The sequence below is a fragment of the Saccharopolyspora sp. NPDC002578 genome (genome assembly GCF_053592695.1).
The window spans coordinates 1-22,887 of sequence record NZ_JBSFWJ010000005.1 but is presented as its reverse complement, the minus strand read 5'-3'; the positions used below and the strand labels follow the sequence as shown (position 1 = coordinate 22,887).

The window sequence follows — 22,887 nt, the reverse complement described above, 5'->3', positions numbered from 1 at the left end:
CGCTCCCGCGACGGCCTGCCACCAATCCCGTTGCCCAGATCGAGTTCCGCACCCGCCGGCGCCGCCGGTCGCCGACGCCCTGCCCGCGGCGAAGCCGCTGAGCAGTGACCGTCCGCGCGACCGGGACCTTCGCGGGTGCTCAGCCGCCTTCTCGCGAGGACGGCGACCTCCCCGGTGGCGGAGCCACTCGGGACGTCGGCCCCGCGGCGAGAAGGCGGCTGAGGTTCCGCTGCCCGGTCACCAGTGCAGAACAAGATCGAAGCAGGTCAGGACTGGGCGGAGAGCTTGCGGTAGGGCAGGACCTCGTCGACGATCCCGTACTCCTGGGCCTGCTGGGCGGTCAGGATCTTGTCGCGCTCCACGTCCTGGCGGACCTGGTCCTTCTCCTTGCCGGTGTGCGTGGCGAGGGTGGACTCCATCAGGTCCCGCATCCGCTGCACCTCGTTGGCCTGGATCTCCAAGTCGGAGACCTGGCCGTAGATGCCCTCGGTAGACGGCTGGTGGATCAGGATCCGCGAGTTCGGCAGCGCGAGCCGCTTGCCCTTGGTGCCCGCCGCCAGGATGACGGCCGCGGCCGACGCCGCCTGGCCCAGGCAGATCGTGCGCACGTCCGGGCGGACGTACTGGATGGTGTCGTAGATGGCCATCAGGGCCGTGAACGAACCACCCGGCGAGTTGATGTAGATCTGGATCTCGCGATCCGGATCGTCGGACTCCAGGAACAGCAGCTGCGCCATCACGTCGTTGGCCGACGCGTCGTCGACCTGGACGCCGAGGAAGACGATGCGCTCCTCGAACAGCTTGTTGTACGGGTTCGACTCCTTCACCCCGTACGCGGTGCGCTCGACGAAGGAGGGCAGCACGTACCGGGACTGCGGAAGCTGGAATGAGCTCACGACAGGTGACTCCTCGTTACTAGGTCCGGGCGCGCGGTCAGCTGGGCAGGTTGGCTGCGGTGGCGACGTGGTCCACGAAGCCGTAGTCGCGGGCCTCCTCGGCGGTGAACCAGCGGTCCCGGTCGGAGTCGGCCGTGATCTTCTCCACGGTCTGCCCGGTCTGCGCCGCGATCAGCTCCGCCATCTCCCGCTTGTGCTTGGAGAACACCTCGGCCTGGATCGCGATGTCGGAGGCCGTACCACCCAGGCCCGCCGACGGCTGGTGCATCATGATCCGCGCGTGCGGCAGCGTGAAGCGCTTGCCCCGCGCACCGGCGGAGAGCAGGAACTGGCCCATCGACGCAGCGAAGCCCATCGCGACGGTGGCCACGTCCGGCTTGATCAGCTGCATGGTGTCGTAGATCGCCATGCCCGCGGTGACCGAACCGCCCGGCGAGTTGATGTAGAGCGAGATGTCCCGCTCCGGGTCCTCGGCCGCCAGCAGGAGCAGCTGCGAGCAGATCTGGTTGGCCATGGTGTCCTCGACCTGAGAGCCGAGGACGATGATCCGCTCCCGCAGCAAGCGCTCGTAAACCGAGTCGTTGAGCGAGAGCCCGTTCGTCGACCGCATGTGCGGCGTCGTGTCCGACGCCGGAACAGTCAGGTGCTGCGTCACGTCTCCCCTGCCTTCTTCCACGATGAGGGCTTCCACAATGGACCCGGCCACACCGTTCGCCGGCCGCCGGACCGCTGGGAATGCCTTGGCTTGTTCCGTTTCCGGTGATCCGCTTGCAACCGACCCTAACGAACGTGGGCGGCACCAGCTTCCCGGTACCGCCCACGTTCGCTCAGAGCTTGTGCATTGCTCTCGCCGCTCGCGGATTCCTTCTGCTCACAGCGAAATCACCGCGAAAGAGTCGTCACTCCGACTTCGCGGCCGCGGTGGAACCCGCGGTCTCGTCGGAGGACTCGGCCTGCTCGACCTCGCCCTGCACGACCTCCGGAGCACCGTCGTCGTCCTGCGAGCCGAACAGCTCGTCCAGGTCGAGCTCGCTGCCGGAGCCGTCGACCACAGTGGCCTGCCGCACGACCGAGAACAGCGCCTTGCTGCGCCGCACGTCGGCGTAGATCGCGCCGAGCTGGCCCGACTGCTGCGCCTGCTGGACGTACTGGTCCGGGCTGACGCCGAAGCGCTGGGCCTGGTAGATGATCCGCTCGGTGAGCTCGTTGTCGGAGACCGACACGTTCTCGGCATCGGCGATCGTGTCCAGCACCAGCTGGGTGCGGACCGCCTTCTCCGCCTCCTCGCGGGTCTCCGCGTCGAACTGCTCGCGGGTCTGGCCCTGCGACTCCAGCCACTCGGCGAACTTGGCCTCGTCGTGGTCGAACGGGTGGATCGCGTCGTGCTCGCGCACCTCGACCTCGGACGCCACCACGTTCTCCGGCAGCGGGACCTCGACGGTCTCCAGCAGCGCTTCGAGGACCTTGTCCCGCGCCTGCATGCCCTGCTGCATCCGCTTGACGCGGGCCAGGCGCTCCCGCAGGTCGGCGAGCAGTTCCTCGGCGGTGTCGAACTCGCTGGCCATCTGGGCGAACTCGTCGTCCGCCTCCGGCAGGTGCCGCTCCTTGACGGTGTCCAGCGTGACGGTCACCTCGGCGTCGCGGTCCGCGTACTCGCCGGCCACCAGCTTGGTGGTGAAGGTGTTGGTGTCACCCGCGGACGCACCGATCAGCGCGTCGTCGATGCCCTCGATGAGCTGGCCGGAACCGATCTCGTAGGACAGGCCGCTGGTGCGCGCTTCCTCGACGTCCTCGCCGTCGACCGTGGCCGACAGGTCGATGCTGACGAAGTCGCCCTGCTCGGCCGGGCGCTCGACACCGGTCAGCGTGCCGAAGCGGGCGCGCAGCTCGTCGAGCTGCTCCTGCACCTCGTCCTCGGTCGTCTCGACGTCGTCCACCGACACGGACAGCTCACCGAACGCCGGAACGGTGATCTCCGGGCGCACATCGACCTCGGCGGTGAACTCGATCTGGTCCCCGTCCTCGATCTTGGTGACCTCGATCTCCGGACGCCCGAGGGTGCGGACCTCGGTGCCGTTGATGGCCTCCATGTACTTGGCCGGAACCGCCTCGTTGACGACCTCGTCGAGCACGGGACCGCGGCCGATGCGGCTCTCCAGCACGCGGGCGGGAACCTTGCCCGGCCGGAAGCCCGGAATGCGGACCTGGTTGGCGAGTGCCTTGTACGCGCGGTCGAAGTTCGGCTTGAGCTCGTCGAACGGCACCTCGACGTTGATCCGTACGCGCGTCGGGCTCAGGTGCTCGACGGTGCTCTTCACGTGGTCTCCTAGTGCGAACGTGCTTCGGACCCCGGCGGTGCCGGCGGGAGCGCGACCCCACATCGGGTGCACTCCGGCGACGCCGGGCTGACCTCCGAGTCTATTGCCCAGGCGAGACCGAGGCCGGGCCGGGGGTTGCCTCAGCGCGCCCCGCGGGCCGAGAACACCGCCTCACCGACCACGTCACCCGCACCGCCCACGGCCGGCACGGCCGCCGAGCCCAGCGGTGTCGGAATCACCGCCGTCCCGATCCCCACCGTCGGCGGGACGATCTGCCTGCCGGGTCCGTCGACGAACAGCGACACCCCGATCAGCAGCACCACCGCGAGCATCAACAGCACCCCCACCAGCAAGGCGGGCAGCCGGACGCGTCGCGCGACCCTCGACACAGCAACGTGAACGTGCACGCCCACGAAATCGACCGGCCGCTGCCGGCCGTTACCGAATGCCGAACGGATCACCCGCAGGAATCACGTTGCGTGATCTCCGTCGCCCGGGGCCGGAACGCAAAAAGGAGGCGCGGCCGCACGACCACGCCTCCCGGAGGACCGTCGGGGTGGCGGGATTTGAACCCACGACCCCTCGCACCCAAAGCGAGTGCGCTACCAAACTGCGCCACACCCCGTCCCACCTGCAACGCACCCCGACCGCACGGGTGCGTTGCGGAGAGCCTATCGCGACCGGTTAAGCTAGGGCACGCAAGGTCGGAAACACCCCGGCGATCACCGTCGAAGACATCGAACTCGATGCCTTTCGGTGCACCATCGAGGAACGTCCTGACCAGGCATGCGGGCGTAGCTCAATGGTAGAGCCCCAGTCTTCCAAACTGGCTACGCGGGTTCGATTCCCGTCGCCCGCTCCGAGCACTACCGGCAAGCGCGGCGCCCATTCCCGAACTCGGGAGGGGCGCCGTTTCGCATTCGCGCCGACCAACGAGTGTTTCGCCCGGACTCGCCGCCGAACGTCTCGTGCAGGACGACGGCGCGGGCGGCCGATCGAGCGGGATCACCCCGGACGACCCGGCGTCGGACTCCGCTCATCGCCGTGGTCACAGCACGGCCAGGAGCATCGCGGTCATCGCCGCGGCCATCACCGCGTGCGGGAAGGAAGCCACCCGCAGCGCCGTGCGGTCTCGGCCGGCCGGAGGCGCGAGGCCGGCCGGGAGCAACCGGGCCGGCGGCCCCACGACGGCGACGACGACCGTGGCGACGAGATCGACGGCGAACCAGGCCGCGAGCAGGACGACGACCACGGACACGGCTCCGCCGGGAGCCCCGTCGTGCCCGTGGGCGTGCCCCGGGGAGTGGCCGACGAGCACCGCCAGGCCCATGGCGGCGAAGGCGATCAGGTGGTTGGTGAGTCCGGCCCGGCGCCCCGGCCCCGCGGGCGGCCGGGCCAGGGCTACGCCGATGCCGAGCATCCCGGCCACCACGACGGCGAGGACCCACGACCGTGCCGTCGATCCCCACAGCGACGTGAACATCACGGCCATGGCCAGGTTCATCACCAGGTGCGCCGCGTCGGCCTCCCGGGTGGTCCAGACGGTGTCGATCCGCCGCCCCGCGATGAGGCGGACCGCTCCGACCGCGGCGGCGGCGGCCAGCACGACGACGAGCGCCGCGCCCGGCGCTCCCATTGGGTACATGGGCCGAGCATAGTTGACACGGCACCGTTTCAACATCAGGCTGTCGAAGTTCCCCGGACGACGAGGAGGACCGTGATGGCGTGCTGCGTCGCTCTGGCCCTGGTGGTCGCTCACGTGCGTGAGCTGTGGTTCCGGCTGCGCCCTTCGGCGGCGCCGCCGCCGACCCCCTTCGCACCCCCGGCTCGCCGCCCCATGCCCCGCCTGCAGACCGGAGGAAGCCGATGAGCGCGCCGATTCCCGCCGGAGAGCCCGCGGCGACGCGGGACGGAGACCGGGCCGTCACCGTGCTGCTGCCCGACGTGCCCGCGTTCGGCCCGGTGACGGCGCGACGAATGCGACGGGCGCTGGCGGCCTACGCCGTGGTGTGGCTGGCCGGATCTCTGCCGGGGTGGCTCGGCGCCGGGCCCGCGGCGGTCGCCTTCGGCCACGGGCTGGCCCTGCCGGGTGGGGGTTTCCTGCTCGACGGGTCGTTCGCGGCGGCGGCGCTGACCGCCGTCGCGTTCGTGCTGTCCCTGGCGCTGTGGTGGTACGCGGGGCCGGTCGTGCTGCCGCCGCTGGTGTGGGTGGCGGGCGCGGCGGTCGCGGCGCTCACGGTCTCGTCGCGGGAGGTCGCCGGTGCGGCGGCATACCTGGTACCGGCCCTGCCGGTGGCCGCGCTGGCGCTCTCGCTCGCCGCGCACCTCGTGCGGCATCGTGGCCGGCACCGGCGACGGTCGGTGCTGAACGCCGAACTCGCGCGGACGTCGTTCGTCGTCAGCGGCCCGCCCGACCTCGAATCGGGCCCGCCGGTGCGGGAGAGCTCCCCGGAGGATCTGGCGCACTTGCGCTACGCGCTCGACGTCGCCCTGCAGCCGCTCGACAGGTTCGACGGGTTCATCGTCCTGGAGCAGTACCGCGAGGGCGCGCTCCGGTACCAGCTGACCTCGCTCGGCACCGGCCTGGCGATGTCGCAGTACACCCGCACCCCCGCCTTCTCCGGCTACCTGGCCGAGGCCCAGCGCAACGCGATCGAGAAGATGCTCGACCGCCGCGTGTGGGGCTACTGGCGGACGGAGAACCTCTGGGGCAACCTCTCGACCACGCGCGACCCGCTGGCCACCGACGAGAACATCATGCTGACCGGCTGGCACGGCACGATGCTCGGCCTCTACGCGCTGCTCAACGACCTGCGCTACGCGGAACCGGGCGCGCTCACCTATCGCTGGTCCGCCGACGAGGCGTACCCGTACGACCACCACGCCGTCGCGCGGCAGATCCACGACGGCATGCGCCGGTCGGACTACGCGCTCATCCCCTGCGAGCCGAACTGGGTCTACACCGTCTGCAACGCCTTCGGGATCAACGCGATGCTCGGCCACGATCGCGCCCACGGGACGGACCACGTCGAGGACCTGCGCGAACGGCTCCGGCATTCCTACGAGCACGAGTTCTTGCGACCCGACGGCCGCATCGTGGGCGTCCGCGCTCGCCACCTGGGGCTGTCGTGGAACTTCTGGTCGGGCACGGCGGTGCAGCTCAACACCGTCTACTGGATGCACGCGGCCTTCCCCGACCTCGCGCAGCGGGCGTGGTGGCTGCTGCGGCGCAACGAGCTCACCCTGCGCGACGGGGTCCCCGCCCTGCCTCCCCGTGCGTCGAACCGGGTGGACGTCGGCTCCTACCGGCTCGGCCGGGACACCTTCGCCCAGGTCGCGATCACGATGGCGGCCCGCGAGATCGGCGACGGCGAGATGGCCGACGCGGCCGCCGCGCTGCTGGCGGAACGGGAGCCGGTCGAGGAGCGCAACGGTTCCCGCCGCTTCGCCGACGCGTCGCCGATGGTCAACTTCTACGGGGTCCTCGGCCGGTTCGGCAGGCAGCACGCGCTGCGGGACCTGCTCGGCCACGGAGGAGTCCCGCAGGCGTGGCGCACCGGACCGCGGCTGGCCGAGGCCGCCTACCCGGACGTGCTCGTCGCCCGGGCTGTGACCGACGGTCGTGCGCTCGACCTCGTCCTCCGCCCGGGAGCGGGCCCGGTCCGGACGGTGCTCGCGGTGGACCGGCTCGTGCCGGGTTCGGCGTACCGGGTCGCGGGCGCGTGCGCGGACGAGGTCACCGCCGACGCGCGGGGCCGGGCCGTGGTCGAGGTCGACCTGGACGGCCGTCGCGAGCTGCGGCTCTACCCGTCCTGATCGCGTCCGGCGCCATCGGGCCGTAGCGGGGCGCACGCCGCGACGCCGATCAGGACGAGCTGGTCGACGAGCGCGTCGTCGCCGATGTCCAGGTCGTCGCGCAGGCGCCGCTCGACGAGCTCGGTGACCCCCGCGACGAGGACCAGCAGGGTGGTCGCCGGGTCCTGGGCTCCGCCGCCGGGCCCGGCCAGCTCGTCGGACAGGACCGCGACGAACCCGTCGAGCGCGGCGTTGCGGCGCCCCCGCAGGGCCGGGTGCGCATGCGCCTCTGCCCACAACCGCGACCACCCCCGGTCCGCGGACAGCGTCGAGAGCACGGCGCGCACCGCTGCGCGCACCCGCAGCTCGAACGCCGAGGGGGCGGCACTGAGCGCCTCGGCGAGTGCCGCGCCCAGGGACGACACCGCTTCGTCGAACAGCGCCACCAGCAGGGCGTCCCTGCCGTCGAAGCTCTCGTAGAAGTAGCGCTTCGTGAGCTCCGCCCGGCGGCACACCGCGTCGACGGAGACGCCGGCGGTGCCGTTCTCGGCGATCTGGTCGCGCCCCGCGGCGAGCAGGCGCGCACGGCGTGCGGCGGTCCGGTCCGCGGCGCTGACGCCGCGGTGCGGTCGGGTCACGGTGCGGGACATGACCTCATCTTGACACGAGGCCGTGTCGGATAGCATCGTGAAGTTGACACGAGTCCGTGTCAATAATGCGTCGAGGACGGAGACCGCTCGATGAAGAGTGCACCGGGCCCGGCCCGAACACCACGACGGAGCTGGCGGATCGGCGGCCTGGAGCGGCGGCGCATCGCCCGGCTCGACCCGGTCGCGGACCACACCGAGATCACCCGGTCCAGCCTGCAGACGTTGCACGGCGACCGGCGCCTGGTCCTCGCCCTGTTCACGGTGGCGTTCATGAAGCAGGTCGCCGTACCGACGATGGCCCGGATCCTGTGGCGCCGCGGCACCGGCGACATCGTCCGGAACACGGCGCTGCGCAACGACGACACCATCGTCTTCTTCGGCCGCTTCCTCGACTTCGGGCCGGACTCGCCGGAGGGCATCGCCTGGATCGAGCGGATGAACGAGATCCACGCCCACTTCCCGATCCGCAACGACGACACGCTCTACACGTTGAGCACCCTGGCCCTCGACCCCGCGAACATCGCCGCCGCCCTGGGCGCGCGGCCCTTCTCACCGACCGAGCTCGAGGCGCACTGGCGGTTCTGGCGCGCGGTCGCCGAGCGGCAACGCCTCCACGACATCCCCGTCACCCGCGAGGACATGCGGGCCTGGGCACTCGACTACGAGCGTCGCGAATTCGCGCCGAGCGCGGCCGGCCGGGCGGTCTCCGACGCCCTGGGCGAGGACTTCACCGCCCGGGTCCTGCCCGCCCGCCTCCGGCCGTTCGGGCGCGAGGCCCTGTCCGCGATCAGCCCCGCGAACCTGCGGGAAACCCACGGACTGCCTCGTCCTCGGCCCGCGGTCCGGCTGGCGGTGCGGACCGCGAGCCGCGCCTACCTCGACGGCGTCGTCCTGCGTCCCGTGCCGCTGCACCGGTCCTTGGCGCGGACCTTCGGGACCAGCCGCACCGACACCGGCGACCCGGCGGTGGTCGGGTACCGCCACGACGGCCGGTGAGCGGGCTCGGCGGCGCACTGCTCCGAACAGCGCCTAGGCGAGGGCTCCTAGTACTCCCAGGGCGGTTTTGATGGGGTCCAGGACCAAGGGGGCGTTGTCGGGGCGGGTGGTCGTGTCGACGGCTGAGCAGCCGTTGATCACTGCTGTGACGCCTGCTCGGCCCGCTCGTTCCAACGGTGCGCGCATCGCGTCCGACCAGCGGGCCGGGTCGGTGATGTCGTCGACCGTCAGGTCCAGGACCGCCACCTCGTGGAACGAGCCCTCCCAGCCGTAGTCGGCGATGCGCCGGTGGAGTTCCGCCGCGATGGCCTCGTTGCGGGTGACCGCGGCGATGCGGTGGCCCGCGGCGACGGCGGCGCCGACCGTGAGCCGGAGCAGGCCCAGGGCCGGACGGCCGCCGATGGTGCCGCCGTCGGCGGGGACCGCCGGGTCGAGGACGCAGTCCGGGAGGACGGCGTCGCACTCGGGTGCCGCGGCCAAGGCCTCGGCGACCAGCTCCGTCGAGCGGTGCACGTCCTGTTCGGTGTTGAGGGCGCGCGGACCGTGCGGGGGCAGGTCGGACAGCACCACGCGCACCCCCGCCGGGGACAGCGCGTCGTAGCGGGCCTGGCGCCGGGCGACCTCCTGCGGTCCGACGACGATCGGTGTGACGGCCTGGACGAGCATGGCGTTCCTCCTCATCGGGCGTGGGTGAGCGCGCCGAGCGCGCGCAGGTCCGCCGCGGCGTCGGCCGCGTCCGGCAGCACCGCGCAGCGCTCCCGGACCCCGGCCACCACGTCGGTGTCGCCGAGCAGGTCGCCGAGGACGCGGACGCGGTCGTCGGCGCTGAACGGGTGGTGCGCGGCGTCGCCGATCGGGTTCGGCGCCTCCGCGACGATGCGTCCGTCCGATGTGGACACCGTGAGCCGGACCGGTCGTTCGGCGGGCAGCCGGGCGTCGAGGTCCGGGGCCGCCCGGACGGTCACGCGGCGGGCCAGCGCCGCCGTGGCGGGGTCGGCGAGCGCGTCCGCCGCGAACTCGGCCGGACCGACCCGCCCGCGGCGCAGCGCGGTCGCGACCACGTACGGCAGCGAGAACCGGGCTGCCAGCGGAGTCGGCCAGTCCGTCCGGGCGAGCCCGGCCCCGAGCGAGTGGATCTCGACGAGCACCTGATCCGGATCGGGCCCGACCTGCTGCCGCAAGGACAGCGCGACGTCGATGGCGGCGTGGGTGAACGAGCACGAGGAGTGCTGCTTGAAGTAGCCGCCGAGCACCTCCCAGCGCCGCCCCTGCTCGGCGCCGAGCACCGCCGGGTCGAGCTCGCCGAGCAGGTCGCCGAGCGCGTCCGCGGCGACACCCGTGAGGTGCCCGCCACCGGAAGCGGCGAGCCGGGCCGCGACCAGGCCGGACTGGTTGGCGGCGCCGACCCACGCGTCCCGGACCGGGTTGCCGTCGAGCGCGGCGGAGAACGGCCCGGCGACGGGGAGCCCGCCGCCCGCGTCGATCGCGACGGCGGTCTCCGCCGGGCCCAGTCCCAGCAGCCGGGCGCAGCCCGCCGCCGCGCCGGTGACGCCCCAATTGCCGTGCGGGTGCGTGCCCGGCCGCAGCCGGGTGGCCCGGCCGAACCGGGCGGCGACCTCGTAGGCGGCGAGCAGCGCGGCGCACAGCTCGGCGCCGCTCGCGCCCCGCCGCGCGGCCAGCGCGAGCACGGCGGGGAAGCCGTGCGCGGCCGGATGTCCCGCGGCGAGCCGGTGACCGTCGTCGAGTTCGAGGCGCACCGCGGCGATCGCGTTCAGCCAGGCCGCGGCGTCGACCGAGGTGGTGCGGCCCGTCCCGAACAGCGGTGCCGGGCCCTCCGGCGGATCCCAGGCGGTGACCAGCGCCCGCTGCTCGGGCGCCCGCGACCCGAGCGCGGTGACCGCGACGGAGTCGACGAGCACGGTCAGCAGCCGCTCCCGGACCTCGGCGGGGACCTCCGGCCAGCGCAGCTCGGAGACCCACCGGCCGAGCCCGCCGACGGCGGACCGGACCGCGTCGGCGCGCTCGGACCCGCTCATGCCCGCTCGCCCGCGGCGGCGTTCGCGGGTGCCGCGGCGGGAGCGGGTTCGCGCGGGACCAGCAGCATCAGCAGCGCACCCGCGACGGCCAGCCCGGCCATCACGACGAAGCCGCTGGTGAAGCTGCCGGTACCGGCGACGATGAAGCCCATCACCGACGGGGCGACGATGCCGGAGGAGGCGAAGGCCGCGTCGGCGAAGCCCGCCGCGCTGCCCGGCTGGTCGGGGGCCGCGTCGATCGCGGCGACCCACCAGATCCCGCCGGTGATGAACCCGAAGCCGACGCCGAGCGAGATGGAGATCAGCGCGACGGTGAGCGTCGGGGCGATCGCCAGCGGGATCAGCGAGCACCCGGCCAGCAGCAGCGCCACGCCCATCACGGCGAACCGGGTGCGGATGCGCGGGGTGCGCCGGTACACGCGGTCCACGACGTACCCGCCGACCAGCGCGCCGACGATGCCGCAGGCCCAGGGCGCGATGGAGAACGAACCGGCCTCCTCGACGGAGAGCCCGTAGGCGTTCGACAGGAACGACGGCAGCCAGTACATGAAGCCCCAGAACATGAAGCCCCACGCGAAGTAGCCACCCGCGACGACCCACAGGTTCCGGTTGGTCAGCAGCGGGCGCCACCGGACCGAGGACCGGCCCGACGCGGAGTCCGACTCCTGCCCCTCCGCGATGAGCGCGCGCTCGGCGTCGTTGACCCGAGAGGACTCCTCCGGCAGGTCGCGCAGCAGCACCACGGCGAACATCGCCCACACCACGCCGATCAGCGCCAAGGTCCAGAACATCCCGCGCCAGCCGACGAGATCGGTCAGCCAGGTCAGCAGCGGCCCCGAGATCAGCAGGCTGCCGGAGACCGCGACCCCGCCGCACAGCGCGAGCGCGACGCCGCGTTCGCGGACCGGCAGCCACCGGCTCACCGTGCGGGTCGCGGCGGGGAACGCGGGCGACTCGCCGATCCCCAGCAGCAGCCGAATGACCAGCAGCCCGGCGAACGATCCGGCGACCGGGATGAGGGCGGTGGTCACCGAGAACAGCGCGATCGCGGTGAGCAGCACCCGGCGGGTCCCGTACCGGTCCACCAGCGGCCCCGACACGAACGCGGCGACCATGTAGCCGATGGAGAAGACGGAGCTGATGATCCCGTACTGCGCGGTGGTGATCCCGAACGCCTGCTCCAGCGGTTCCACCGCGTAGGAGACCGCGCTGCGGTCGATGTAGTTGATGATGATGAGGCCGACCACCAGCCCCAGCGTCACGAAGCGAAACCGTGTGCTCATGCGCGTAATCCCTTGATTCCGATGGGGAATCGTTCGCTCCGTTCGTTCGGAGCGGACGAGACGTCGTTGTCCTGTCGGGGTTCGATCGACCGCTCAGCCGGTGGGGGCGAGCGCGTCCTGGACGCCGGCCATCACCTCGCCGACCGCGCGGTCGTCGCGCAGGTCCCACACCGAGGTGACGATGCCGGCGGCCCGGTCCGGCCCGACGGCTCGGCCCGCGTTGCCGGTGAACTTCGCCGCCAGCTCCTCGGACGACAGCGGGCGCAGCGGTCCGCCGCGGTTCTCGGTGATCCGCTCGGTCACCGAGGTGCCGTCGGCGAGCTCGGCGGTGAGCACCGCGGGGAACTGGCGCGGGAATCCGGCCGTGGCCTGCTCGTCGGCGACGACCCGGACCCGTCCGGCCAGCTCCAACCGGCGGGGGTCGGCCGCGGCGGCGTCGGTGAAGTCCTCGTGGAACACGCCGAGCCCGCCACCGCCGATCAGCGCGGCGGCCACGGTGTAGGGGCCGGAGAACGCCGCGTGGTAGCCGGAACGCGGATGCCGCTTCTCCTCGGCGGGTTCGGCGATGGTGCGCAGGACCGGGGCGGGCACCCCGAGCACCAGCTCGCGGACCTGCTCGGGGGTCACGCCCCGCTCGCGCAGCCGGAGGGCGGCGTCGATGCCCGCGTGGGTGAAGTGGTTGCAGGGGTAGGGCTTGAAGAACACGCCCGGCGTCTCCCACTGCTCGCCGAGCCCGTCGGTGACCCGCTCCGGGTGCACCCGCTCGCCGCAGAAGGCGCGCAGGAAGCCGAACCTGCCTTCGATCACGGTCGGCGGGCCGGTGAGCCCGTGGCGCGCCAGGTCGGCGGCGGCCACCCCGGAGTGCGCGGCCCAGCCGCAGTGCACCCGCTTGATGGTGCCGCCGGTGCGGTTCGCCTCGATCACCCCGGCGCCCATGCTCGCGGCGATGCCGACCGCGGAGGCCAGCCGGTCCGCGTCGAGGCCCTGGACCATGCCGGAGGCCACGGCGGCGCCGATCGCGCCGCAGATCGCCGTGGCGTGCTGCCCGTGCTCGAAGAAGACCGAGTTGCCCAGGTCCTCGTCGTAGCCCGCCATGCCGAGCCGGCAGGTGACCTCGATGCCCATCGCGGTCGCGGCCAGCAGCGCCCGGCCACCGGCACCGGTGCGCTCCGCCGTGGCGAGCGCGGCCGGGACGACCGAGGCCGAGGGGTGCAGCACCGACGGCAGGTGGGTGTCGTCGAAGTCGAGGCTGTGCGCCAAGGTTCCGTTGACCAGCGCGGCCGACGGGGCGGGCACCCGGTCCGGCAGTCCGATCGCGGTCGCCGCGGGGGCGCCGCCCCACTCGGCGGCCACCGCCCCGGCGATGCGGGCGGGTTCCTCGCGGGTGGCGGCGAGCGAGTTCCCGAGGACGTCGACGATCCGGCGGACCACGTCCTCGGCCAACGCGTCGTCGACGCCGTCGGCCGCCAGCCGGGCCCCGACCTCGCCGATCCGCTGCGCGGGAGTGCTCATGCCGGCACCACCGCCAGCGGGCGGACCGGGGCGCCGGTGCCGCCGACGATGCGCAGCGGGGCGAACACGGCGAGGAATTCGCCGAGCTCGGCCTCCGCGGCGTCCTCCAGGGCGAGGTGCTCGACGATGTGGATGCCGTGCTCCACCAGCAGCACCCGGTGCACCGGCAGCACCCGGTGCCCGGCCCCGGCGGGGATCTGCTCGTAGGCGGTGGTGTCGGTGCCGGTGGCGACGATGCCGCGTTCGACGAGCCACTGGGCGCCGTCGACGGTCATGCCGGGCACGCCGGTCTCCTTGCCGACGTAGGCGGTCGCGTCGGAGAACAGCCGCCCCCACCCGGTCCGCACCACGGCGACGTCGCCCGGTCCGGGCTCGGCGCCGACCCGCTCCGCCGCCCGCGCCAGGTCGTCGGCGGTGATGCCGTAGCCGGGTTCCAGCACGTCCACGCCGTGCAGCGCGGCCACGTCGAGGAACACGCCGCGGGTGACCATCGGCGGGATCGTCTCCGCGCCGTGCACGGTGTGCTTGCCGCCGCGCTGGGATTCGGCCGCGTCGGCACCGCCGTGCAGCCGCCCCTCGTGGCTGACGTGGGCGAGCGCGTCGACGTGGGTGCCGGTGTGGCCGCCGGTGACGATGACCTCGTTGGACGCGGACCCGCCGTCGGGGCGCACCGCGTCGCCGTGGCGGCGTTCGAGGGTCATCCGGAAACCGGGGTGGTTCGGCGAACCGGCCATCCCGGTGTAGAGCGGGTGCCCGAGCTCGATGGTCCGGGTCCCGGCGCGCACGGCGCCGAGCAGTCCGTCGGTGGCGCTCACGAGTTCTCCTTCCCGGCCGTCGCACGGGCCGGTTCGTGGTGGTCGGGGGCGTGCTGGTCCAGCGCGTCGGCGAGGTCGGCCACCCAGCGGGCGCCCGCGACGACGGCCGGGTCGACGAAGCGGCCGTCGGCGTCGACCCAGGCGGCGTCGCCGTCCGCGGCGTCGACGGAGGCGAGCAGGGCGCGCGCCCGCTCGACCTCCGCGGCGTCGGGGGTGAAGGCCGCGTGCACCGGGGCGATCTGCCGGGGGTGGATCACCGACCGGCCGAAGAACCCGGCGTCGCGCAGGGCGGTGCTGTCGGCGGCGAGCCCGGCGGTGTCGGCGAGCTCGGTCCAGACGCTGGCGACGGGGCTGGGCAGCCCGGCCGCCCGGTTCGCGGTGACGAGCCGCGCTCGGGCCCAGCCGAGCTCGGCGCGGTCGCGGACCCGCAGGTCGGCGGCCAGGTCGGTCTCGCCCGGCGAGATCCCGGCCACGAGCGGGTGGCTCTCGGCCAGGTCGAAGGCCCGGCGCAGCCCGCAGGCGCTCTCCACCAGCAGGTGCAGCGCCAGCCCGGTGCGTTCGGCGAGCTCGGCGACCGCGTCCGGGTCCTGCGCTTTGGGGACCCGCAGCCCGGCGATGCCGGTGCCCGCCAGCGCGGCGGCGTCCTCGTCGGACCACGGCGTCCCGGCTGCGTTGATCCGCACCCAGATCCGGGCGTCCCGAGCGGCGGTGGCCACGGCGACTTCGCGGGCGCGCGCCTTGTCGGCGGGCGGGACCGCGTCCTCCAGGTCGAGGACGACGGCGTCTGCGGGCCCGGCGAGGGCCTTGGCGACCAGGTCGTCGCGGTGGGCGGGCACGTAGAGCCAGCTCCGCGCCCACCCGAGGGCGCTCACACGACCCCCTGCTCGCGCAGCCGGTCCAGCTCACCGGCGTCGACGCCGAGATCGCCGAGGACTTCCGCGGTGTGCGCGCCGAGGCGCGGTCCGGTGGTGCGGACCGAGCCGGGGGTCTCGGACAGCCGGAACGGGGTGTTCTGGAAGCGGACCGGGCCCAGTTCCTCGTCGTCGATCGTCACGATGCTGCCGAGCGCGTTGAAGTGCGGGTCGGCGAGCACGTCGGCCGCGGTGTAGATCGGGGCGACCGCGGCCTGGGCCTCCTCGAAGGCCGCGACTACCTCGTCCCGGTCGCGGGCGGCGATCCAGGAACCGACGGCCGCGTCGAGTTCCTCGACGTGCTCGGCGCGGCCCGCGCCGCTGGCGAACCACGGTTCGTCGATCAGTTCCGGGGCGCCGACCAGCCGCATCACCCGCTCGGCGATGGACTGGGCGCTGGTGGACACGGCGACCCAGCGCCCGTCGGAGCACTGGTAGGTGTTGCGCGGCGCGTTGTTCGACGACCGGTTCCCGGTGCGCGGCTGCAGCACGCCGAGCTGGTCGTAGGCGATGAGGCCCGGCCCGAGCAGGTGCAGCAGCGGCTCGATGATCGCGGTGTCGAGCACCTGGCCGCGGCCGGTGTCCTCGCGGGCCCGCAGCGCGGTGAGGATGCCGAACGCGGTCGTCAGCGCGGCGACGCCGTCGGCGAGGCCGAACGGCGGCAGCGTCGGCGGGCCGTCGGGCTCACCGGTCATGGCGGCGAACCCGCTCATGGCTTCGGCGAGGGTGCCGAACCCGGGGCGGGACGAGTACGGGCCCTTCTGCCCGAACCCGGTGACCCGCGCCAGCACGAGCCGCGGGTTGCGCGCGGAGAGCTCCTCCCAGCCCAGGCCCCAGCGCTCCAGGGTGCCGGGGCGGAAGTTCTCGATCACCACGTCCGCGTCGGCCGCGAGGTCGAGGAACAGCTCCCGGCCGCGCGGGGTGGACAGCACCAGGGTGATCGCCCGCTTGTTGCGGGCCAGCATCTTCCACCAGAGCCCGACGCCGTCCTTCTGCGCGCCGTGCGTGCGCGCTGGGTCGCCGCGCGGGTGCTCGATCTTGATGACGTCGGCGCCGTGGTCGGCCAGCAGCGTGGCCGCCAGCGGACCGGCGAACAGGGTGGAGGCGTCGAGGACCTTCAGGCCTCGCAGGGCCCCGGGCTGGTCGTGGCTCATCGTGTCCTTCCACTGCTGGTCGGGCGGGCTCGATCGGGCGCGATCCCGCCGAGCCGGGCGGTGAGGCGGTCGGCGATCTCGATCACTTCGGGGGCGGTGGCGGCGACGAAGTCGCCGGTGACGCGGAATCGGGGGCCGCACACCGACACCGCTCCGACGAGGCCGCCGGGACCGAACACCGGCACGGCGACCGAGCCGGCGTCGCTCTGGCGCTCACCCGCGGAGGCCGCGTAGCCGAGCTCGCGGATGCGGTCCAGTTCCAGGCGCAGCGCGTCCGGGTCGGTGGGGGTGGAAGAGGTGAGCGCGGCGAGCTCACCGGCGAGCAGCCGGTCCACCTCGTCGGCGGCGGAGTAGGCGAGCATGCACTTGCCGGACGAGCCGGCGTGCAGCGGATACGCGCGGCCGAGCTCGACGGACATGGTGATCTCGTGGGTGCCGACGGCCTGGTCGAGGTAGATCCGACCGCCGTGCACCTTCGAGCTCACGGTGACGGTCTCGTGCAGCCGGTCGCGCAGTTCGGTGAGCAACGGCAGCGCGGTCGTGCGCAGGTCGGACTCCCGCAGCGCGCGGCTGCCGAGCGCCGCGGCGGCCGGGCCCAGCCGGTATTCGCGGGTCTCCGGGTCGTAGGCGATGAGGTCCCGCGAGCCGAGCGATTTCAGGATGCGGTGCACCACGGCCTTGGAGAGGTCGAGCTCGCGGGAAACCCGGCTCACGCCGAGCGTGGGCGGTCCCGCGGCGAACAGCAGCAGCACGTCCGCCACCCGCTCGGTGGCTCCGGTGCCCCCGGTCATCTCCGCCACGTCATCCCCTTCGATTCGGACTATTCGCGTACCGCTTACCGGAACGAGATTGAGCGGTACACCCTTGCGATGTCAAGAAGTTTCGCCTCGCTTCTTGCGTATCGCCAGGCCAAGTGCTCTTATCGAGATGCCAGTCACGCTCGTGTTCGTACCGCTGAGCGGAACGAATGACCGAGCTGGCAGTGAGGAGAAACGATGACGATCGATGTCGATCTCGTGGTCGCCGGAGCGGGCGGCGGGCTGATCGCCGCGATCCGGGCGGCGCAGCTGGGACTCGACGTGCTGGTGGTCGACGCCGACGAGAACTTCCGCCGCGGCAACAACACCTCGATGTCCACCGCGATGGTTCCGGGCCCCGGATCGCGCTTCCAGACCGCCGCCGGAGTCACCGACTCGCCGCGGCTGTTCCTGGACGACGTCGCGCGCAAGACCGGGGGCACCGCCGACCAGCGGATCGCCGCCGCGCTGGCGCACGTCGGCGCGGAACTCGTCGAGTGGCTGGCCGACGACGTCGGCGTGCCGATCGAACTGCCGACCGACTTCAGCTACCCCGGCCACTCGGTGCCGCGGGTGCACAGCATCCCCGGCCGCCACGGATCGGCGCTGCTGGGACACCTGCTCGACGCCGCCGACCGCAGCGACCGGATCGACCTGCTCGTCCCGGCCAGGCTGGTCGCGGTCGAGCCGGGCCCGGACGGCGGCCGGACCGCCGTGCTGGAGAACCCGGCCGGGGAGCGCGAGGAGATCACCGCCCGCGCGGTGCTGCTGGCCACCAACGGCTACGGCGCCGACATCGGGCTGGTCGCCGAGCACCTGCCGGAGATCGCCGGAATCCACTACCACGGCGGCGAGCACTCCCGCGGCGACGCGATCCGGATCGGCACGGCGCTCGGCGCCGCCACCGGGTACCTCGACGCCTACCAGGGCCACGCCGCCCTGTCCGCCGCCGCGCACACCCTCGTGACCTGGACCGCCGTGATGCACGGCGCCGCGGTCGTCGACTCCGGCGGAACCCGGTTCGGCGACGAGACGGCCGGATACTCCGAATACGCGGCGGTGCTCGCCGGACGTCCCGGCGGGCGCGGCTGGATGGTCTTCGACTCGCGGATCGACGGGCTGTGCCGCGCGTTCGGCGACTACCAGGACGTGCTGTCGGCGGGGGCCGTGCGCACCGCGGACGACCCGGCGGAACTCGCCCGGCTGATCGGGGTTCCGGCCGCGGCGCTGGAATCGGAGATCGGTGCGCTGGCCGACGTCGCCGCGGGCACCCGGGCCGACCGGTTCGGCCGCGGCACGGCCGCCGAGCTGCGCGCCCCGCTGCACGCCGTGGAGATCGTCCCCGCGCTGTTCCACACCCAGGGCGGGCTGCTCGTCGACGAGCACGCCCGCGTGCTCGACACCGCCGGGGAACCCGTCCCCGGCCTCTACGCCTCCGGCGGCGCCGCCGCCGGGATCTCCGGTCACGGCGCGGCCGGCTACCTCGCGGGCAACGGCCTGCTCCCCGCGCTGGGCCTCGCCTACCTGGCCGCCGGGCACCTCGCCCGCTCGGCCGACCCCACCCGCAACCTCACCCCGGAAGGTGCCTGATGACCCGACCCGACCTGATCGTCCGCGACGTCCGCGTCGTCCGCCCCGGCGGCGGCGAGCCGTTCCCCGCCGACATCGCGATCACCGACGGCGTCGTCTCCGAGGTCGGGCCGGGCCTGCCGGTGCCGGAGGGCACCGAGGTCCACGAAGGCCGCGGCAGGCTCGCCTTCCCCGGAGTCGTCGACGCCCACCAGCACTGGGGCATCTACAACCCGCTGTCGGACGACACCGCCACCGAGAGCCGGGCCTGCGCCCAGGGCGGCGTGACGACCTCGCTCACCTACATGCGGACCGGGCAGTACTACCTGAACCGGGGCGGCCCGTACTCCGAGGTCTTCCCGGAGGTGCTGGCCTCCTCCGAGGGTCGCTCGTACGTGGACTACGCCTTCCACCTCGCCCCGATGCAGTCCTCGCACATCGACGAGATCCCCGCGCTGGTCCGGGACCACGGCGTCACTTCGTTCAAGATCTTCATGTTCTACGGCAGCCACGGGCTGCACGGCCGCTCCACCGACCAGAGCGACTTCCTGATGATCCCGGAGGGCGAGCGCTACGACATCGCCCACTTCGAGTTCGTGATGCGCGGGATCCAGGCCGCCCGCGAGGCGAACCCGGACATCGCCGACCAGATCTCGCTGTCCCTGCACTGCGAGACCGCGGAGATCATGACCGCCTACACCCGCCTGGTCGAGGAGGAGGGCACCCTCTCCGGCCTGGAGGCCTACAGCGCGTCGCGTCCGCCGCACTCCGAGGGCCTGGCGGTGACCATCGCCTCCTACCTCGCCCACGAGACGGGCCTGCCCACCATCAACCTGCTGCACCTGTCGTCGGCGAAGGCGATGGAGGCCGCGATGGTGATGGCGAAGGCGTTCCCGCACGTCGACTTCCGCCGCGAGGTCACCATCGGGCACCTGCTGACCGATGTGACCACCGCGGACGGCGTCGGCGGCAAGGTCAACCCGCCGCTGCGCCCGCGCGCCGACGTCGAGGCGCTCTGGGAGCACCTGCTCGCCGGAGACGTCAGCTGGGTCGTGTCCGACCACGCCTGCTGCAAGGAGGAGAAGAAGTTCGGCGACGACCCCTCCGACGTGTTCGCCGCGAAGTCCGGCTTCGGCGGGGCCGAGTACCTGCTGCCCGGCCTCGTCGGCGAGGGGCGCAGGCGCGGGCTGCCGATGTCGACGGTCGCCGAGCTCGTCTCGACGAACCCGGCCCGGCGCCTCGGCCTGCCGACCAAGGGCGACATCGCGGCGGGCTTCGACGCCGACATCGTCCTGGTCGACCCGGACCGCTCCTTCGTCGTGGACCCGGCGGCCTCGGAATCCACCCAGGAGTACACCCCGTTCCGCGGGGCGGAGATCGGCGCCACGGTCGAGACCACGTTCCTGCGCGGCAAGCGGATCTTCGACGGCGGCGAAGTGCTGGGCGAGCCCGCGGGGCGCTACCTGCACCGCCCGACGGGCCGCTGAGCCGGGTGTCCCGCGGTCGCGCCACCGCGGGACGCCCGTTCGTGCGGTCGACGTGCGCGAGGGGAGAGCGGGCCTTCGAACCCGGGCCGCTCTCCCCTCGCGCATCTCCGGCTCCGCTCCCCGCGTCCGCGGGTTTCGCCGCCGCGCACCACGCCGAACCGGTGGACCGGGCGTGCCCGGAGGAGTCCGCCTTGCACGGTTCGCCGTGGCGTGAGCAACGCCACTTCGTGGCATGTCCGCTGGTGGGCGTCGCGGGGTCGCGCAAATCCGTGGCCCGCCGTCGGTGGGGTGGCCCATGCTGGCGGGTGGGGCGGAGGACCCGTGGCGCGCGGTCGTGACGCGGGCACGGGCGCGGATGAGCGGAGTCGGAGATGACCGTTGCGACGTCTTGAGTACAAGTGGCTGGTCGGGATCACGTTCGTGCTCGGTCTGATCATGCAGATCCTGGACATGACCGTGCTCAACGTGGCGCTCGCGACGCTCGGCAGGGAGTTCCACGTCGGCGAGGGCACCCTGCAGTGGGTGCTGACCGGCTACATGATCAGCCTCGCCGTGTTCGTGCCGTCCTCCGGCTGGATCGCCGACCGCTTCGGCAGCAAGCGCACCTTCCAGCTCGCCGTCGTCCTGTTCACGCTGGCCTCCGTGCTGTGCGGGCTCGCGACGGAGATGTGGATGCTCATCGGCGCCCGCATCCTGCAGGGCGTCGGCGGCGGCATGCTCGTCCCCGTCGGCCAGGCCATGCTGTTCCGCGCGTTCCCCGCCAACGAGCGGGCGAAGGCCTCGGCGGTGCTGTCCATCCCGATCACCATCGCCCCCACGCTCGGACCGCTGCTCGGCGGCGTGCTCGTGGAGTACGCCAGCTGGCGCTGGATCTTCTTCATCAACGTGCCGGTCGGTGCCGTGGCCCTGCTGTTCACCGTGCTGTTCCTCAAGGAGGAGCACCGCGAACGCCCCGGCCGGTTCGACCTGCCCGGCTTCGTGCTCGCCGGCGCGGGCCTGGCGACGCTGCTGGTCTCCCTCGACCAGGGCGCGCAGCTCGGCTGGGGACGCCCGTCGGTGTGGGGCACGCTGCTCGTCTCCGCGCTGCTCATCGGCGGGCTCGTGCTGCGCGAACTGCGGACGCCGGAACCGATGCTCGACCTGCGGCTGCTCGGCGACCGGCTGTTCGGCACCGGCAACGCGCTGCTGGTGTGCTCCACCGGGGCGATCTTCGGGACGCTGTTCCTGCTGCCGCTGTTCCTGCAGAAGCTGCACGGGTTCTCCCCGTTCGAGTCCGGCCTGGTGCTGATGCCGCAGGCGCTGACCATGCTGGCGGCGACGCAGGTGGTCAGCCGCATCTACGGGCGCTTCGGGCCGCGGCCGCTGCTGCTGATCGGCTTCACCGTGCTCATCACGGTGGGACTGGCGCTGCAACTGCTGAGCACCACGACACCGGTGTGGTTCCTGATCGTGCTGCTGATGTGGCTCGGGTTGGGCATGGGGCTGCTGATGACGCCGTTGCAGACGGCCGCCTTCGCCCGGATCTCCGGGGACGCGATGGGGCACGCGAGTTCGCTGTTCAACGCGAGCAGGCAGGTGGCGACCGCGCTCGGCACGGCGGTCTGCGCCACGATCCTGGTCGCGATCACCGAGGCCCGCTCGTCCACCGTGGACCTCGCCGCGCCCGGCGCCCTCGAACAGGTGCAGATGGCCGCCTACCGCGGGGCGTTCCTCGCCTCGATCGGCTTCGGCGTTCTCGGATTGTTGCTGTCGCTGCGCGTGCGCAACGCCGATGCCGCCGCGACGCTGGACGACCGGGAGAAACCGCGTGCGCGGGCGGGGAAACGCGGCGGTGACCCCTCGGGCACCACGACCGTGAGATAGCTCAAGGTATCCCCACAACGGTTCGCACCGGTGCACTATTTGAAGGGTGACCGAATTGCCGCACGCCGACCAGGTCCGCAACCACGCCCGCTGGCGTCCCGGATGGCATTCCGGCCGCACCAGCTACGCCTGGCTGTTGCCGTTCGCCGACCAGCCCGGACTCCGCCACCTGGTCAACCAGTACCAGTACGCGCTGCGCGACCTGCCCGGGTTCGACCTCGTCCCGCTGGAGTGGATGCACATCCTGGTGCAGGAGGTCGGGTTCACCGACGAGGTACCGCCGGAGAAGATCGACTCCCTGGTGGAGGCCGCCCGCAAGCGCCTCACCGGGTTCAACCCGCTGTCGCTGGCGTTCCACCGCGCCGTGGTGCTGCCCGAGTCGCTGTCGCTGCCCGCCGAACCGCAGACCACGCTGCTGGACCTGCGCGCCGGGCTCCGGGCCGCGACCGCCGACGCGCTCGGGGACGACCAGGTCCCCGGCGAGCCGGAAGAGGTCGACCGGCACATCAGCCTCGCGTTCTCCACCACCGAAGGTCCCGCGATCTTCGCCGTGGCCACGCTCGGCGGCACCGAAGTCGACCCGACGACGGCGAAGACCTCCGCGGTCTCCCTGGTGCGCCTGAACCGCGACCACTCCTGCTCAGAATGGGAAACCCTCGCGCAGGTACCGCTTGGGTGAGTCGTATCGGGCTCGTTTTGCTGTGGTGTCCGGGTGGCGGAACCTCAGCGTCCTTCTCGCTGCGGGATCTTTTTCCCTAGTGGCTCCGCCACGAGGGAAAAAGCTGTCCTCGCGAGAAGGACGCTG

20 protein-coding genes and 2 tRNA genes are annotated in these 22,887 nt (G+C 72.8%); 7 read left to right on the top strand and 15 right to left on the bottom strand.

The window, feature by feature from the left end; genetic code table 11:
* Positions 1-266: 266 nt before the first annotated feature.
* From ACWD38_RS04215 to ACWD38_RS04195, 5 genes are all read right to left on the bottom strand, one after another.
* The gene (locus ACWD38_RS04215) at positions 267-896 is read right to left on the bottom strand and encodes an ATP-dependent Clp protease proteolytic subunit (RefSeq protein WP_184477633.1); all 630 of its coding nucleotides are present in this window, start codon (positions 894-896) and stop codon (positions 267-269) included.
* A gap of 37 nt (positions 897-933) precedes the next feature.
* A complete protein-coding gene (locus tag ACWD38_RS04210; protein ID WP_184477631.1) occupies positions 934-1,506 on the bottom strand; it encodes an ATP-dependent Clp protease proteolytic subunit in 573 nt (190 codons plus the stop codon).
* 289 nt (positions 1,507-1,795) lie between these two features.
* A complete protein-coding gene (tig, locus tag ACWD38_RS04205) occupies positions 1,796-3,214 on the bottom strand; it encodes a trigger factor (protein WP_184477629.1) in 1,419 nt (472 codons plus the stop codon).
* A gap of 140 nt (positions 3,215-3,354) precedes the next feature.
* The gene (locus ACWD38_RS04200; protein ID WP_450123326.1) at positions 3,355-3,603 is read right to left on the bottom strand and encodes a hypothetical protein; all 249 of its coding nucleotides are present in this window, start codon (positions 3,601-3,603) and stop codon (positions 3,355-3,357) included.
* A gap of 162 nt (positions 3,604-3,765) precedes the next feature.
* A tRNA-Pro gene (locus tag ACWD38_RS04195) sits at positions 3,766-3,839 on the bottom strand.
* A 163-nt stretch (positions 3,840-4,002) separates the two neighbouring features.
* Between ACWD38_RS04195 and ACWD38_RS04190 the strand changes: the two genes are divergently transcribed.
* Positions 4,003-4,073, top strand: a tRNA-Gly gene (locus ACWD38_RS04190).
* A 189-nt stretch (positions 4,074-4,262) separates the two neighbouring features.
* On the opposite strand, the gene ACWD38_RS04185 is transcribed toward ACWD38_RS04190, so the two are convergent.
* Positions 4,263-4,859, bottom strand: a complete 597-nt coding sequence (locus ACWD38_RS04185) for a DUF5134 domain-containing protein (protein WP_450123325.1) — start codon at positions 4,857-4,859, stop codon at positions 4,263-4,265.
* Positions 4,860-5,080: 221 nt separating this feature from the next.
* Between ACWD38_RS04185 and ACWD38_RS04180 the strand changes: the two genes are divergently transcribed.
* On the top strand, positions 5,081-7,030 hold the full coding sequence (locus ACWD38_RS04180; RefSeq protein ID WP_450123324.1) for a linalool dehydratase/isomerase domain-containing protein: 1,950 nt from the start codon (positions 5,081-5,083) through the stop codon (positions 7,028-7,030).
* Here the strand turns inward: ACWD38_RS04180 and ACWD38_RS04175 are convergent.
* The gene (locus tag ACWD38_RS04175; RefSeq protein WP_184477621.1) at positions 7,018-7,659 is read right to left on the bottom strand and encodes a TetR/AcrR family transcriptional regulator; all 642 of its coding nucleotides are present in this window, start codon (positions 7,657-7,659) and stop codon (positions 7,018-7,020) included. The two genes, ACWD38_RS04180 and ACWD38_RS04175, sit on opposite strands and share 13 nt — an antisense overlap.
* 90 nt (positions 7,660-7,749) lie before the next feature.
* Between ACWD38_RS04175 and ACWD38_RS04170 the strand changes: the two genes are divergently transcribed.
* Positions 7,750-8,655: an oxygenase MpaB family protein gene (locus ACWD38_RS04170; RefSeq protein WP_450123323.1), complete on the top strand. Its 906-nt coding sequence runs from the start codon at positions 7,750-7,752 to the stop codon at positions 8,653-8,655.
* 33 nt (positions 8,656-8,688) lie between these two features.
* On the opposite strand, the gene ACWD38_RS04165 is transcribed toward ACWD38_RS04170, so the two are convergent.
* The 8 genes from ACWD38_RS04165 to ACWD38_RS04130 all read right to left on the bottom strand — a co-directional run bounded on the left by ACWD38_RS04165 (position 8,689) and on the right by ACWD38_RS04130 (position 17,157).
* Complete coding sequence (locus tag ACWD38_RS04165) at positions 8,689-9,321, bottom strand: aspartate/glutamate racemase family protein (RefSeq protein WP_450123322.1); 633 nt, start codon at positions 9,319-9,321, stop codon at positions 8,689-8,691.
* Positions 9,322-9,332: 11 nt separating this feature from the next.
* Positions 9,333-10,691 carry an MmgE/PrpD family protein gene (locus ACWD38_RS04160; RefSeq protein WP_184477615.1) on the bottom strand — a complete coding sequence of 453 codons (1,359 nt, stop codon included), beginning with the start codon at positions 10,689-10,691 and terminating at the stop codon, positions 9,333-9,335.
* A complete protein-coding gene (locus ACWD38_RS04155; RefSeq protein ID WP_184477613.1) occupies positions 10,688-11,974 on the bottom strand; it encodes an MFS transporter in 1,287 nt (428 codons plus the stop codon). Before ACWD38_RS04155 ends, ACWD38_RS04160 begins: the two co-directional genes overlap by 4 nt.
* A gap of 93 nt (positions 11,975-12,067) precedes the next feature.
* Positions 12,068-13,486, bottom strand: coding sequence for an MmgE/PrpD family protein (locus ACWD38_RS04150; RefSeq protein ID WP_450123321.1), 1,419 nt, complete (start codon positions 13,484-13,486; stop codon positions 12,068-12,070).
* Entirely contained in the window at positions 13,483-14,301 is an 819-nt protein-coding gene (locus ACWD38_RS04145) for a cyclase family protein (protein ID WP_450123320.1), read from the bottom strand. The genes ACWD38_RS04150 and ACWD38_RS04145 overlap by 4 nt, the downstream gene beginning before the upstream one ends.
* Positions 14,298-15,173 (bottom strand): aldolase/citrate lyase family protein, encoded by an 876-nt coding sequence (locus tag ACWD38_RS04140; protein WP_184477609.1) that lies wholly within the window; start codon positions 15,171-15,173, stop codon positions 14,298-14,300. The genes ACWD38_RS04145 and ACWD38_RS04140 overlap by 4 nt, the downstream gene beginning before the upstream one ends.
* Positions 15,170-16,366: a CaiB/BaiF CoA transferase family protein gene (locus ACWD38_RS04135; protein WP_184477607.1), complete on the bottom strand. Its 1,197-nt coding sequence runs from the start codon at positions 16,364-16,366 to the stop codon at positions 15,170-15,172. Before ACWD38_RS04135 ends, ACWD38_RS04140 begins: the two co-directional genes overlap by 4 nt.
* Entirely contained in the window at positions 16,363-17,157 is a 795-nt protein-coding gene (locus ACWD38_RS04130) for an IclR family transcriptional regulator (RefSeq protein WP_184477605.1), read from the bottom strand. Before ACWD38_RS04130 ends, ACWD38_RS04135 begins: the two co-directional genes overlap by 4 nt.
* Positions 17,158-17,361: 204 nt before the next feature.
* Here ACWD38_RS04130 and ACWD38_RS04125 point away from each other — a divergent pair, with 204 nt between their 5' ends.
* The 4 genes from ACWD38_RS04125 to ACWD38_RS04110 all read left to right on the top strand — a co-directional run bounded on the left by ACWD38_RS04125 (position 17,362) and on the right by ACWD38_RS04110 (position 22,761).
* On the top strand, positions 17,362-18,753 hold the full coding sequence (locus tag ACWD38_RS04125; RefSeq protein WP_184477603.1) for an FAD-dependent oxidoreductase: 1,392 nt from the start codon (positions 17,362-17,364) through the stop codon (positions 18,751-18,753).
* On the top strand, positions 18,753-20,219 hold the full coding sequence (locus ACWD38_RS04120) for a dihydroorotase (protein WP_184477601.1): 1,467 nt from the start codon (positions 18,753-18,755) through the stop codon (positions 20,217-20,219). The genes ACWD38_RS04125 and ACWD38_RS04120 overlap by 1 nt, the downstream gene beginning before the upstream one ends.
* A gap of 378 nt (positions 20,220-20,597) precedes the next feature.
* Positions 20,598-22,082 (top strand): MDR family MFS transporter, encoded by a 1,485-nt coding sequence (locus ACWD38_RS04115; protein WP_184477599.1) that lies wholly within the window; start codon positions 20,598-20,600, stop codon positions 22,080-22,082.
* 46 nt (positions 22,083-22,128) lie between these two features.
* Positions 22,129-22,761, top strand: a complete 633-nt coding sequence (locus tag ACWD38_RS04110; RefSeq protein WP_343071226.1) for a 2'-5' RNA ligase family protein — start codon at positions 22,129-22,131, stop codon at positions 22,759-22,761.
* The last annotated feature ends 126 nt before the right edge of the window (positions 22,762-22,887 follow it).